6 protein-coding genes are annotated in these 14394 nt (G+C 48.9%); 2 read left to right on the top strand and 4 right to left on the bottom strand.

Annotation, left to right across the window (positions count from 1 at the left end; all coding sequences use genetic code 11):
* Nucleotides 1-61: 61 nt before the first annotated feature.
* Together MHI24_RS17550 and MHI24_RS17545 are read right to left on the bottom strand one after the other, a co-directional pair.
* Entirely contained in the window at nt 62-4621 is a 4560-nt protein-coding gene (locus MHI24_RS17550; RefSeq protein ID WP_340020814.1) for an S-layer homology domain-containing protein, read from the bottom strand.
* 348 nt (nt 4622-4969) lie between these two features.
* The gene (locus MHI24_RS17545) at nt 4970-7048 is read right to left on the bottom strand and encodes an S-layer homology domain-containing protein (protein WP_340020813.1); all 2079 of its coding nucleotides are present in this window, start codon (nt 7046-7048) and stop codon (nt 4970-4972) included.
* 18 nt (nt 7049-7066) lie between these two features.
* Between MHI24_RS17545 and MHI24_RS17540 the strand changes: the two genes are divergently transcribed.
* The gene (locus MHI24_RS17540; protein WP_340020563.1) at nt 7067-8170 is read left to right on the top strand and encodes an IS4 family transposase; all 1104 of its coding nucleotides are present in this window, start codon (nt 7067-7069) and stop codon (nt 8168-8170) included.
* Between the two features lies 1 nt (nt 8171).
* On the opposite strand, the gene MHI24_RS17535 is transcribed toward MHI24_RS17540, so the two are convergent.
* Nucleotides 8172-10355 (bottom strand): hypothetical protein, encoded by a 2184-nt coding sequence (locus MHI24_RS17535; protein ID WP_340020812.1) that lies wholly within the window; start codon nt 10353-10355, stop codon nt 8172-8174.
* Between the two features lie 255 nt (nt 10356-10610).
* Here MHI24_RS17535 and MHI24_RS17530 point away from each other — a divergent pair, with 255 nt between their 5' ends.
* Nucleotides 10611-12992 carry a N,N'-diacetylchitobiose phosphorylase gene (locus MHI24_RS17530; protein WP_340020811.1) on the top strand — a complete coding sequence of 794 codons (2382 nt, stop codon included), beginning with the start codon at nt 10611-10613 and terminating at the stop codon, nt 12990-12992.
* Between the two features lie 85 nt (nt 12993-13077).
* On the opposite strand, the gene MHI24_RS17525 is transcribed toward MHI24_RS17530, so the two are convergent.
* Entirely contained in the window at nt 13078-14391 is a 1314-nt protein-coding gene (locus MHI24_RS17525; protein ID WP_340020810.1) for a radical SAM protein, read from the bottom strand.
* Between the last annotated feature and the right edge of the window lie 3 nt (nt 14392-14394).

The following is a 14394-nucleotide window of genomic DNA, read 5'->3' as shown; positions in this document are numbered from 1 at the left end:
TTCAAATTTAATGATTTCGGGGGCTGAAGGAGAATAAACCTCTCCTGCAGCCCCCATTTTTTTATTCCGATACCCTTTGCTCTCTCTGGTCGGCATCAATCTGGTAGTGATGGTCAATCACAGCCTCCTGGATATCCTGGTAAGCCCAATGATTCTTGGAGACATCCGGGAACTTGACAGCATCCGCTCCATACAGCGGGCCGCGGTCAAACATCTGATTGACGATAACCACCGCTTCCGCACGGGTCAGATAGGCATTCGGCTTGAAGCTGCCGTCCGGGTAGCCCTTCAGCAGGCCAGCCTTCACGTTGGCTTCAATGACACCTTGCGCCCAGTGTCCGGTTGTATCATTGAAGCTGGATTGTCCGTCTGCCGGCACTGCAAGCTTCAGGTAATTGGCAGCAGCAGCGGCCATCTCCGCTCTCGTAATCGGTGCAGCCCCCCGGAATTGCCCGGCCGGATCGCCCTTCATCACACCTTGTGCATTCACGAAGGCAATAGCTCCCGCTGCATAATGACGGACAGCCACATCCGGGAAAGGAGGACTGCTCACAGCTGCACTTGCATCATAACCCAGATTCCGGGCAATCATGAGTGCCATCTGCGAACGTGTAACCCGTTCATCCGGCTTGAATTCACCGTCCGGGAAGCCAATGATGTAGGCTTCATGCATCGCAGAGGCCTGATTGTTGAAATTAATAATCGTAAAGGTACTGAATTTGCTTACCGAGAATTCCAGTCCAAGCAATCCCTCTTTGTAGGTAACTGGCTTGCCTTTAACAACCTCTTTCTGGCCGTCAGTATGCTCAATGAAAATACCAAGCTGCGCCAGGAACCTGTTGCGCTCTGCTTCACCGGCAGGCAGCTTCACGTCCTTCAGCGGCAGAATCAGCGTGACCGCCCGGCTGGACAGATTCGTCTCGATGGTCATCGGTCTGGCGACCACCTCAATCTTGTTGTCCTTCGCCACTTCACGCACAACGGCTTCAAGTGTAGCTCTCTTCTCAATTTCGCTACGCTCTACTGCATTTCTTACCGGCACAAGCCGGAAATAGAAGTCCTGCGTGATTCCGTCGAGAGATTCGTTCGGAATGCGAACAATTGCATTCTCTGTGTAGATCTCCAGCACAATACCGTTATCTTTCAGCAGCTTAGCAGTTTCTACCGGAACTTGGACGTTAACCTCACTGACATTGTCCGCGGCATCCGGGATCACTACACGGGCGATGCTCTGCCCGGTCTCCTTCGCCTTCTGCACCGCTTCCTCAGCCTTATCCTTGGTGAAGCGGACCAGATCTGTGATCGTGCCATTGCTTTGCGTTGTCCGCTGTACCGGTACTTTCGTAATGCCGGCTGCATTCGCACCGCCGATAGCGACATCTACCTGAATCACTTCAGTTTTGGATGTTTCAGGAGCCGCCGGAGCGGAACCTCCGCCTCCGCCGCCGGATGGAGCAGGCTCTTGTCTGGTGATGGTCACGGTGTAGGTGTTCGTTCCGCCTGCGGAATCCTTGACGGTCACCACAACCTCATTCTTTCCTACCTTCAGCGGGAGCGCTGTGCTCCAGTCGCCGCTTTTCACCTGTACCGGAGGTTCACCCGCAACGCCGACCGTTACTACAGCCCCCGGGTCCAGTGTAAACGGCTTAAGGGAAATTTCATACACGCTGTTGCTTACAGTTGCTTCATACTTGTCAATTTCAGGCTTGAACTCCGGCTGTAGGGTGCCGCTGGAAGGCTCAAGCGAAACCAGCTTCCCGCTGGCCCGGATAACCTGAATCTGGTATTGCCCCAGCTTAATGCCCGGGTTCTTCGCATCGACAATGTCTACCTGGATGGTATTAACCCCTTCCTGAAGCGGCAGCTTGCTCCAGTCACCATCAGGAACCTGGACACCGTTCAGGCTTACCTTGCGCAGCGTACCGTTATCTCCTGCCGGAGCAAGATTGAGGGCAATCGAATCTGTTTCATTTGGCACAGTCGCCTGGTAGCCGCTTGGCACATCCGGCTGGAAGCCCGGATTTAAGGATACCGGCTGATCCCCGGCACTCAATCCCAGACCGTTCTCCGGCAGCTTGCCGCCGTCTGCGATATATTTGCCGTCCCCGCCGAGATCAATCCCCGGCTGCAGGCCCGTAAGCGGGTTATGCTTATTGCCATTCTCAGTCACACTTCCAAGCTGCGGATCGTAACTGAGCAGGCCGCCCTTATGATCTGAAGGAATGGGAACGATCAGTTCATTACCATTGATTTCAAAAGGTCCCTGAAGCGGCACGCCGCCGTAAGTGAACCCGGACAGATCGGTCAGGTCGTTGATCGGCTTGTTGAACACCAGCTTGAGCTGCCCCTCTTCGGGATAAGCAGCAACGAGCTGAAGCGGAATCACATTGTTATTCTTCGTGATGCCGGACTGGTCGCCGGCCTGGATCGGCTTCAATTCGTTCAGGACATTGCCTTCAGCCGTAACATTACCGGCAGCAGGGTCGTACCCTACGATTAATGCATCATCTGGACCGAGCGCTTCCTCCAGAACGACTTCTACTTTATCGCCTTGAACGGACTTCACAGCAATCACTTTCCGTCCATCGACGGTAAGCCCGGTGAAATCAGCATCGGTCAACGCAGAGCCAACAGGCTGGTTGAACGTCAGCACCGCATGATCCGGCTGGCCTTCGATTACCGCCACATGGGTCAATTCCAGCTGCGGCACGGTGAACGGTATCAGTTTCGTTTCTTTTTTTACTTCATCACCGAAGGTCTTGGTAGACGTCACCGCCACATGGTAGGAGCCCGGTGCCAGCGGTCCCGGCAGCTTGGTGTCCCACTTATAGACATCATCAGTTACCGTAATGCCTACCTCAAGGTCAAACAGATAGGCGTCCGGATGAGCATCCACATTGTAGACAGCAGCCGTAACTACTGAGTCCAAGGCAGCTTGTCCGGATACCGGGAGCGGGAAATCTGCTCCATAGACCTCAGTATCCTTGGCAGGTGTTAGAATCTCCAAGGAATCCCCGAACGGTCCGTTCGCAATGAGCGTAAATGCTGAAACCGGCTCTTTTCCCGGCGTCTGAGCCTCGATGGCCGATTGCGCGGCATCGTATTCGATTCTGACCACAGGATCATTGGCCAACGGGCTGTCCAAGGTCAGAATAATGATACTCGGATCTTGGTCTGATACTACAGCATTCGTAACATCAACCAGTCTGCCGTCCAGCGTCACCCGGAAATCATCCGTAGAATCGGCATCGCCCTCTTTGAACTGTATAGGCTTATCAAACTTGATGGATACCTGGTTGCTGCTTCCCTCTGTGTAGCTGGCGCTGTCCGCCACCGGCGGCTGCTTAACCAGTCCGGCAACCGCATCCGCCAGACCCTTGCGTGCGGCTTCAATCTCTTCCGGGGAAGCATGTTCATCATCAAGGATGGCCTTGGCCGCGTCTGAAGCATCCTTCAGAACCGCCAGAGAGGCCTTTGTGTATTCCTGCGGCTCAAGATTAAGATAGCCCTCTGCTGTATCGGCATCCGTTTTCAGCGGAGTTTTATCTACCAGTGTAATGGTAGTACTGATGCTAGTGTCGGCATCGCCCGGCATACCGCCGTATTCGACCAGGTAGGCATTGACCACACTGTTGGTAGCATAATCGTTCCATGTACCATTTTTAAAGATATGGACCACATGCTCGTAGGTAGAGTCATTCGGCTCTCCTGCATCCCAGTTATTGTGCATGATATGATCACTGCCGATGCCGTAAGTAGCATCCGTTACCGTGGCGGAATCATTTTTTCCTCCATTAGCATTGTAACCCTTATAGAAAGGAAGCCCGGACTTACCTTCGTACTCCAGCTTTCCTTCGGGTCCGGTTACCCAGCGCCAATCGCCGTAACCGTTATATTTGTTATTCTGCAAGGAGAACACTCGTGTGTTAGCCCTTCCGTTGGCATCTTCTGAACGGGCTACGTCCTTACCGCCAATCCAACCAATTCCTTGAGCCTTCTCCGCAATAAAAGCGTTCTCATCCGGGTCAGTAATCGTCGCCAAATACCCTTGACGTCCATAGTAGGTCCGCAGCTCGGCCTTCGCCCGGGCATCCGGCCACTTAACACTTGCATCCGTCACATATTCGTAGAAGTGACCATTCTTATTAAAAGCGAGTACAGATCCGAGACCGAAGGTCAGGCTGCGTTCACCCGGTGTAGTCATCTTAAACTGGGCACTTTCCAATACCTGCTGGTAGACTTCGACCGGCGCATTGCCTGTTAAGATATAAGCGCCATTGTCCCCGCTGGAGGCCACTGTAATTCCCGTACCCGATGTGGCGAAAGTCATCTGATCGCCCGCTTTATAACCATTAATGACAACCGTAGCCCCTGCCATCATTTCATCCGGATCTGAGGTAATGAACAGCTCCGGGAAGGTTAAGTTTACAGCCGCCCCGCCATCCTTAGTGAAGTTCCGGTACTTTTCTGAAGTGAAAATTTGTTCCGAACCATCATTCTCCGCTACAGCCGCATGAGCCACAGGCCCAGGCAGCGCAAAATTGACGGCGACCAGCGCAGTTGACAAAGAGGTGGCCAGCGCGCGGGACCATCTTTTTTTCCATTTCTTCGATATTGTCATCTTTGTGTGTTCTCCTCATCTAAGGGACTTTTATTTGATTAACGGACACTACCTATGGTTCATAGACCGCTTGCCTTTAACCCGTATATTCCTCCTCTCCTATGCGGGCGTTCACCAAATCGTGCGAAACAAATACAGACAGATTGTGCATAATAATCTCTTAGTTTCTAATAGTATCCGACAGCCCTCTACATTAACTCTACAAATCTCCTTTTTTGTGACAAATATCATTGCGTAATTGCGAATATTCCTATTCTGAGTGAAATCCAAAACTTTGATGTGACCGTAAGCACACGCAAAAAAGGATACTCCTGAGAGTATCCTTTTTCTCATAAACAGTTGGTTCAACTACAAGTCATTCGTAAGCTTTAATACCTTCATCAATTGATAGAGCAGGAAGGCACTTTCCTGTCTCTCCGTTTTCTTATTTGTCTGAAATTTAAATGTACTGTCAATTGGCAGTAAACCATGCTCAAAGGCAATAACATAATATGGTTTGGCCCAGACCGCCACATTCTGTGGAACTGTTGTCGTTCCCGGTTTGATATTTTCAGGAATTGTTCCGTTATTATTCAAGGCGTTGGCCAGCATAACAATCATTTCTTGATGGGTGATTTCCTGAGTTGGACGGAAGGTTCCATCAGTAAACCCGTTAATTAGGCCAGCATCAACAGCAGCATTTACCTGTGTTTCATACCACGCTCCAGCTTTAACATCCTTGAAGCTTCTGGCAGATTGCTGTGAAGGCAGAATACCTAGAGCACGATTAAGCATCGTAGCGAATTCAGCGCGTGTTACAACCTGGTCCGCCTTGAAGCTTCCATCTGCGTATCCGCTAATTACATTGCGGTTTGCTAAGGCTAGGATGCTATCTATAAACGGATTACTATTAGTCAAATCATTAAACTGGACATCTTTCTGAACAATCGCATAAACGGAGTTCCCTTTACGCTTCATCGTCACCTGAAGCACGCCATCTTTCCATTCCCAAGTGGTTGGTACCGGCACATAGATTTGATTCACTGAATCATAGGTTAAGCCTGAATATACAGCATTCACATCTTGAGTAACGCCGACATTGACTACATGACCTACATAGTCTGAGAAGTTTGAAATTATTGCTTCCTTACCATTGCCCACAAGATGAACCTGGAAGTCCATCGGCTCTCCCACCAGAGTAGTACCGGCAGAACCTCCGAATTGGGCAGATAACTTAACTTTATATTCGCTTGCCGCATTAGAGATAGTAATAATAATCTTTTGACCAGGCACAATCTGTTTGGAGACAGCTGAGAATAGGGAGTTCACAGGCAACTGAAGCTTGCCGGATGAAGATTCCAGAATGAGAACAGTTTCCTTAGAGTTATTTAGAATATCTTTTAGAACATCCGTATTGATCTGGAATTGGCTACTGAGTGTAGATGGCTTATCCTCTGCCTTAATGGTGATCACTGGATTCTTCTTGAATTCGGGATTGTCCATTGCCTTAGAGATTAGCGCCGCTGTAACATCAGTCAACGTTGTGCCAGTTGCATTAGAAGCAGGCTGGCTAACAGCAGTTCCTCCACCGCCAGCAGCTCCTCCACCGCCGTCAGTTCCTCCACCGCCGCCAGTTCCTCCACCGCCGCCAGTTCCTCCACCGCCGCCAGTTCCTCCACCGCCGCCAGTTCCTCCACCGTTGCCAGTTCCTCCACCGTTGCCAGTTCCTCCACCGCCGTCAGTTCCTCCACCGCTGTCATTAACAACAGCAGGGATAAGAACCATTGTTCCTAGACTTTCTAGTCGATCTAGTGACTGCCGGGTTATACGTAATTTCTGTCCAGGATTTCCAAGGTTGCTAATTGGAATTGTTACACTAGTTTCACCTGGTTTGACAACTCCATACCCCAGTATATAGGACTTTTCATTGTATATACGGATAATATCGCCAGCAATAAGGTTAGTGACAACAACATCATCTGATTTCACCATATACTTATTGACTGTAATAGAGGATAACGGGATATCCAATGTCACTTTATCATCCAAAATTCCTACACTGTAGAACGGCGATTCGAGCTCATCATTTTCAATAAATATAGCTATGGCTAAAGCATCCTTAGGCACACTGATAGAATTAATCGTAAGAGAATAGCTCTTTTCCCCACCCTTAACCTCTGTTATCTTGTCACCAATGACACCATTGTAGCCAATAAAGTACAATGAATAACGAGCTCCTGGCAATTCACTGGCCCCTGGTTTCCATGCAACAGAACCAGAGAATATATTCATATCAGGATCTGTATCCGTTACTGAAAAGTCGATCGGCAGATAACCCGGAGCATCATAGATCGCAGCTGTTGCATAGAGTCCAGGCCTGTTGATTAGCCAAAAAAAGGTAGCAAAAAGGCCACTCATTCGGTAAAGTGTTTGTACCCCTACAAACATCCGAAACGAGGCGACCTCATGAAAAAGTCTACTTCAATCTCGAACATTCTGCAATTAGTGATTCCTGAAGAGAAACTCTCACCGTTTCTTCAAGAACTTGAATATGTCGATACAGCAAGAAAGTTTACCGTCTATGACCTCTTTTTATTCTTGGCGGAGGCTTCGTTCCAGCAGTGGGAGGGATATCGGGATGGTGAAGTACGCATGGATTCCAGCGGCCTTAGACCCGTAGACCATTCAACGCTTTCCAAAAAAGCGAAAGATGTTCCCTTCGAGCTTTTTAAGCAATTGCTGAACCTCATGATTGATCTGTGTAATCGCTCGACCCGAAGACATTTAGGGATTCCCAAAGCCTTACTTCTCGTCGATTCCACCAAAATTACCGTCGGGAAAGAACGGCTTCCTTGGGCTCCGCTGAAAGGCGAACGCGCAGGAATCAAATTACACGTGTCGGTGGTGGCCGATGAAGGCCGGCTCTTTAAGGTGACCGAGACCACAGGGAATTCCCATGATTTTAAAAGCTGTCCCGAGCTGATCGACAAACGGTTTATTATCGTAGCCGATCGGGCGTATGGCAGTCACAAACGATTCGATGAGTATCTGGAGCAGCACCAATGCTTTGTCATTCGGCTTCGGGACAACACGCTCTTTCAGTCCCCGGTTGCCCGGATACGAAGCGAACCCTTCACAGGAACTCTCGAACAAGATTTCACCTGCCAATTAGGAAAAGGACAACGGCTTTCCAAGAACCGTTTTCGCGTAGTAATTCTAAGAGACCCACAAGGCAACCCGGTGATTCTTGCTACGAATCTGCACTGGCACTCCGCTGAGCGGATTGCAGAAATTTACAAGAAGCGGTGGCAGATCGAAGTGTTTTTTCGCTGGATTAAGCAGCATTTAAACATTCCAACCTTATTTGGGACCACACCCAATGCTGTGTACGGACAGTTGTATACCGCTTTACTGGTTTATGTGTTATTGAAATTCCTCTTTGACAAAGGAAATGCAGTGGTTCATTGGAGCGCCAAACTAACGTTTGCCGATTTTGACCGCTTATTTACGCTGCAACGATTACCCGTAGAATGGATTACTTTTTTGACTAATAATCTTACATTCCCATAATTTAGCTAATCAACAGGCGTGCATAGAGTCCAAAGGTTCCATCACTGCCGTAATTGTCGCTGCGGGTAACAGGATAGATTCCAATGCCTACTGCACCCGCAGGCAGCAACGAATTACCTACGTCAAATACAAGACGTTCGTCGCTGGATAAATTATCTTTCTTAGAAATACCTACTTGCTTAAGCCTATTTCCTTGCTGATCCAGGAAGTAAGCAATATATCCTGTAATTCCATCCTGGTTAGCGGGTGGTTTAATAAACAAGTTTCCTGCGATTGCTCCAGCAGTCAGACTCTCATCTATCATTACAGCATTAGAAGGGATTCTTGTTTCCTTCATGGCTGTTTGTAGTTCATCCAAGCTGTTGAACTTATACAAACGACGATCCGTTGATATAAAAATGGTACGGGCTGCATCCGTATAGGCTTTTTTAATAAACATATACAGATCGGACAATTTGGCAAAACTATCCTTGTCATATACAGAACCATGACTGAATACCAGATCGCCACGCGCGTATATAATTCGTTCCGGGTATTTGCCATACAGTATAGAAGGATTGTTTGCATCATACCTTCCGCTGCCGAAATAAATACTATCTTCATCAAGATGGAGTGTAGGTTCGTAGTACCCTCCGTTGATGTCATTACTTTGCTTTAACTTGAATGTTTGACTATCATACATAGAGAGATTGTAGTTGTCTGCACCGTAGAATAGTTCGTTATCGGCATCTAGAATATAACTCTCATAAGTTCTAACTCCCGCATTTTTTTCATAATAAACTGCATCTGAGACCGAAGTATACACATCTGACGTCACACTGATACCATACTCAGACCTTCCAGCGTCATATAGAATACGATTAGTACGATCAGGGAAGACGTTCAGCGGATAATGCTTAGTCGTTATTTTGGAGATAGCCGACTTCGACGGGAGTCCGTCTTGGAGATCAATAATATTGATGTGATTCTCACCTTTGAAGATAATATAGGCTTTATTATTATATATTTTGATTACTGCCGGATTGGAGCCAACAAACTGCTTCTGTACCTCTCGCATATCTCGCTTATCAATGACAACAAGTTCATTGGTGCTTCCCACAATAGCATAAATATAGGGTAAGTTATCCGCAGTTGCCCAATCTGTAATTGGATGATCACTCTTGATGGAATAAGTATCCGATGTAAAGACGGCCGTATCGTAATGAGCAGGAATGCTCAGATTTACTCGCTTGATTGTTTTGGAATCTGTATACCAGTTAGCGATTCCTGCAATGTAAGCATGCCCGTCTGAAGCAAGTAAAGCAAACTTCTGATCCGTTTCAAACTGGGTCAATGGCATATACGTTTTTTTATCATATACACCCTGTGTCGTAACCACATATTTATCAGTAATACCCAATATAACTGATTCGAGATATGTATAATCATCCTTTGCCCGGACATAGGTACCCGTAGTCTCATTCAAATTCTGCTTATAGAATTGATGTCCTCCAAAATATACCGAATGTTCATCAATAAAAATATGCTTGATAGAGTAAGCGCCTCCACCAATCTCCGTATGGTCATCAATATCTTCGCTAAGGACTGCACCAGTCTCGGCATTAATAGCTTGTATCCCGGCATATGAAGTCAGCTGCCCAACATAAAGTACATTAGAAGGTTCATCAACCGCCAAGGCTAAGTATGAAGTTGTAAAAGCATTAAAGGGTAATAAGCTGTTCTCTTTAGTGGCCTTGTTATATTTATATATCTGACCTACACCGTTTGCATAATACAAATATTCTGAAGTTGCAGCGACTGATAGAGGAACACTGGAAGTAGTGATGGAATCTGAAATCTGTTGAGTCAAGAGATCAACGGTCTTGATCATTTCTGCGCCGGAAAGCCCAATCTGCAAAGAATGCCCATCTTTTGTCATATACAAGGGACGGGAACCAACATTCAGCGTCTTCTCAATCGTGAGGTCACTTGTACGGATGAAATAGAGATTATCGTCACTGCTTGATATAGCATAGATGTAACCCGCATTCTCGTCCAGAATCCAATCTGTCAAATCAGCGGGAAGGGACAGCTCCAAAGACCCAGCTGGCGAATCTGCCATGACTGTTGAGGTTCCGCCTCCCAATGTGCTACAAAGCATAAATACTGCTAACATTAAAATAAAAATTTTTCTTACTCTCTGCATAAACACTCCCCTTAAATACTTTTGTATATTAATGTAGAACACTAAAGATCATACTTTAATCAACCAATAATTTCTATATGGCAGATCCAAAAAAAGGGCAAAATATCTATTATTTCTGTCAAAATATAAAACTTTTCTAAAAGAATGCAACGCCCGCTCCGATTGTCTTATAATGGAATTAGGCGGGACTCTTTCAGCCGTCTGTGAACGCGCGTTCATAGCCCTGCCTGTCATCTACCATGAGGAGGAATGGTTATGCAATACGGTCATTTTGACGACAAGAACAAGGAGTATCTGATTACGAAGCCGAATACGCCCGCTCCTTGGGCCAACTATCTCGGTTCGCCGGAATACGGCGCCATTATCTCAGGCAATGCCGGAGGCTACAGCTTCGTGAAATCCGGGGCCAACGGACGGCATATCCGTTATCATTTCAACTCCAAGGACGAGCCGGGGCGCTATATCTATGTGAAGGATCTGGAGAACGGGGATTACTGGTCCGGCTCCTGGCAGCCGGTCGGCAAGGATCTGGGTCAATACAAGTCTGTCTGCCATCATGGAACCGGATACACGAACATCGTCTCAGATTATGACAATATTCATACCGAGTCCTTATACTATGTACCGTTGAACAAGACCTATGAAGTCTGGCGCATGAAGATCCGCAATGACGGCACTGCGGCGCGGAGGCTGGCCCTCTTCGGCTTCGCCGAGTTCACCAACGATAACAACTATGAGCAGGATACGGTTAACCTGCAATACACGCTGTTTATTTCCCGGACTTATTTCAAGCACGACAAAATCCTCCAGGTCATCAATGAAAATATTGCGGGAGAGCAGACGTGGAGATTCTTCGGCGCGGCCGGAGCAGAGGTGGCCGGTTATGACGGGGACCGCGACACCTTCCTGGGTGACTACCGCAGCTATGGGAATCCGCTCTCCGTAGAGAACGGGCAATGCTCGAACTCGCTGAACTATAATGCCAATGCCTGCGGTGCCCTGCAGGTGAATGTAGAGCTGAAGCCGGGGGAAGAGAAGGAGGTCGCCTTCCTGCTGGGCCAGTATGATGAGCAGGGTGCAGCTGATATTCTCAGCCACTATCGGGACCTGTCTGTCGTGGAGCAGGAGCTGGAAGAGCTGAAGACCTTCTGGCACAGCAAGCTTAACCGCTTCCAGGTCCAGACGCCAAGCAGCAATCTGAACCATATGATCAACACCTGGAATGCTTACCAGTGCTTCATTACCTTCATCTGGTCGCGCGCCGCCTCCTTCCAGTACTCCGGCCTGCGCAACGGGCTCGGCTACCGGGATACGGTGCAGGACATCCAAGGTATTATCCATCTGGACCATGAGATGGCCCTCGAACGCCTGCGGCTGATGATCTCTGCCCAGGTATCTAACGGCGGCGGGCTGCCGCTGGTGAAGTTCGACCATAACCCGGGCCATGAGGGGACACCGGACGACCCTGAATATGTGCGCGAGACCGGACATCCCCACTACCGGGCTGACGATGCCTTGTGGCTGTTCCCGACGGTGATTAAGTACCTGAATGAGAGCGGGAACTGGGACTTCACGGATGAGGTCATTCCTTATTCAGATCAAGGCGAAGCTACGGTATATGAGCACCTGCGGCAGGCACTTCAATTCAGCCTGGACCGGATGGGCGCGCACGGGATGCCGGTCGGACTCCATGCCGACTGGAACGACTGTCTGCGGCTTGGGGCCAAGGGCGAATCGCTGTTTGTGGCCTTCCAGTTATATATGGGCTTCAAGGTCTTCAAGGGCATTGCGGAGAACAAGAACAAGCTGGAGGATGCCGCGTGGGCGCAAGGCCTGCTGGAGGAGCTGGACGGCAACATCCAGAAGTATGCCTGGGAGAACGACCAGTTCGTCCGCGGCTTCACCGAGGACAACTATACCATCGGCTCCTGGGAGAACGATGAGGGCCGGATCTGGCTGAACCCGCAGAGCTGGTCAGTGCTAAGCGGCGCAGCCCGCCCAGAACAGGCCAAGCTGGCCATGGACAAGGTCTATGACAACCTGCGGACCGATTACGGCACGATGCTGTTCTACCCGCCGTTCCGCAAATACGGCTTGCCGGTAGCACTGATGGCACTGTTCAATGCCTCTACAAAGGAGAACGGCGGTATCTTCAGCCAGCCGCAGGGGTGGCTCATTCTGGCAGAGACGATGATCGGCAACGGTGAACGCGCGTTCGAGTACTTCCTGAACTGTAGCCCGGCCACCATGAACGAGAATGCGGAGGTCCGCAAGCTGGAGCCTTATGTCCACGGCCAGTTCGTGGAGTCCAAAGACAGCCCGTATCAGGGCCGGGCCCATGTCCACTGGCTGACCGGCACGGCTTCCACCGTGATGGTCTCGCTGGCAGAGGGTATTATGGGGGTTCAGCCGCAGAAGGACGGCCTCCGTCTGGACCCGTGTGTCCCTTCGGACTGGACCGACTTCTCCATGGTGCGCGAATTCCGCGGGAAGAAGCTGAACATCCAGGTCGAGAACAAGAACGGCGTGCAGAAAGGCGTTACCCGCATCGTTATCAACGGCGAGGAGATCGAAGGCAACCTGATTCCAGTGTCCCGGATGGCGGCGGAGAACGAAGTGCTGGTTGTGATGGGTTAACATTCGCCGTTCTTAGGAACGGCATAGAGAGATACGAAGAAGGAGAGCGTCCGGCGGGACTGCTCTCCTTCTTTTTCACATCATGCTACTTCAAAATCTTATTCAATTCCTTACGATGAATTCTATCTTCATAGAAGCGTATAAAGCCTTCTAAATTATCAAGGAAGCTCTGCCGCTTATCATACTCCCATAATTTAAACAGGATGATCGATTTCTTGATCTCACATTCCGGGGGAAGAGTATCTTGGCGGGCTTCGTTATCGTGGATCTCTGCATAACATCCGCCCTGGCAAAAATATCTCACTTCACAATCGCTGCAGGATGTCCTCTTGTCCACATGAAAGGATTCCTGGTACAGCGGCGTCCCGGCCTGCTGCCTGCTATGCTCAGCAATATGCTGAATATCCTCGGTACGAATATCCCCCACAGTGAATTCAGGAAACAGCAGCGAATGGCATGAATACACCTTACCATCAGATGAGATGCACAGAATCTTATCCTTGGCCGAGCAACCGTAGGAGGGGCTTAAATGCGGAAACACAAAGTTGTGAAAGGCTCTTCCGGCGTACCCCTGTTCATGAATATATTTGAAGATTCTTAAATAGATCTGCTCAAAGGAATCCTCCGAGTCGAACAGATGCTGATGGTTTCTGGCGCTTCCCACAGGCGCAACAATTTTCAGGGAGAAGCCTACACCGGAGGCATTAACGTAATCCAGGAAGGGAAACACATGCTGCCAATTCTGTTTAGTCAGCACATAGGACAGGCATACGCCGATCTCATTCTTTTGCAGGCTGGCAATAACTGATTTCATTCTTTTTGTGGTTGAGTTATTATCATCCGAGTAAATATTCTCAACACTGATGTCCACCCGGTCGAGCTTGCCTTTAAGCTGAGCTATTTTCTTAGCCGTAAGCAACAAGCCGTTGGAGCTGACGATAATTTTACAATTCAGCTTAAGGTAAGCGTAATCTATAATCTCCTGGATATCCCTTCTCATGAAAGGCTCCCCGCCGGTGATCACCAGACGTCCAACCTTATGGACAGCGAGCTTATCAATCGTATGCTTCAGTTCACAGGTACTTAATTGCTCGAAGCTCCACGGGCCGGAGCCCATGGAACAGAAGTCGCAGGTTAAATTGCAGGATTTGGTGACAATTAAATAGACGGACTTGATAGATTCTGTATCGCTGTGAAAAGAGTCATCTGGCGATTCTATCATTCCAGAATGGCGAAAGCTATTAAACACTGATGTTTTTATGCGGGCATCCACGTCCGGAACATCCTCATGGCTGAGCATACGGTCGACGAGCTGTTTGGCAGTCTGGTTTACTTTGAGCCAGCTGCCCCGCTGCGGATTGATAAACAAATATTTATCATGCTTGCGCTGCACTTCCACATC

The sequence above is a fragment of the Paenibacillus sp. FSL K6-1096 genome (assembly GCF_037977055.1).
GTDB lineage: Bacteria > Bacillota > Bacilli > Paenibacillales > Paenibacillaceae > Paenibacillus_AQ.
Note: the sequence above shows the minus strand (reverse complement) of the source record. Positions and strands in the feature narration are given on the sequence as shown.

Excerpts from the sequence above, each read along its gene's own strand:
- MHI24_RS17550 (WP_340020814.1), bottom strand. The coding sequence starts at position 4,621 with ATGACAATATCGAAGAAATGGAAAAAAAGATGGTCCCGCGCGCTGGCC.
- MHI24_RS17545 (WP_340020813.1), bottom strand. The coding sequence starts at position 7,048 with ATGTTTGTAGGGGTACAAACACTTTACCGAATGAGTGGCCTTTTTGCT.
- MHI24_RS17540 (WP_340020563.1), top strand. The coding sequence starts at position 7,067 with ATGAAAAAGTCTACTTCAATCTCGAACATTCTGCAATTAGTGATTCCT.
- MHI24_RS17535 (WP_340020812.1), bottom strand. The coding sequence starts at position 10,355 with ATGCAGAGAGTAAGAAAAATTTTTATTTTAATGTTAGCAGTATTTATG.
- MHI24_RS17530 (WP_340020811.1), top strand. The coding sequence starts at position 10,611 with ATGCAATACGGTCATTTTGACGACAAGAACAAGGAGTATCTGATTACG.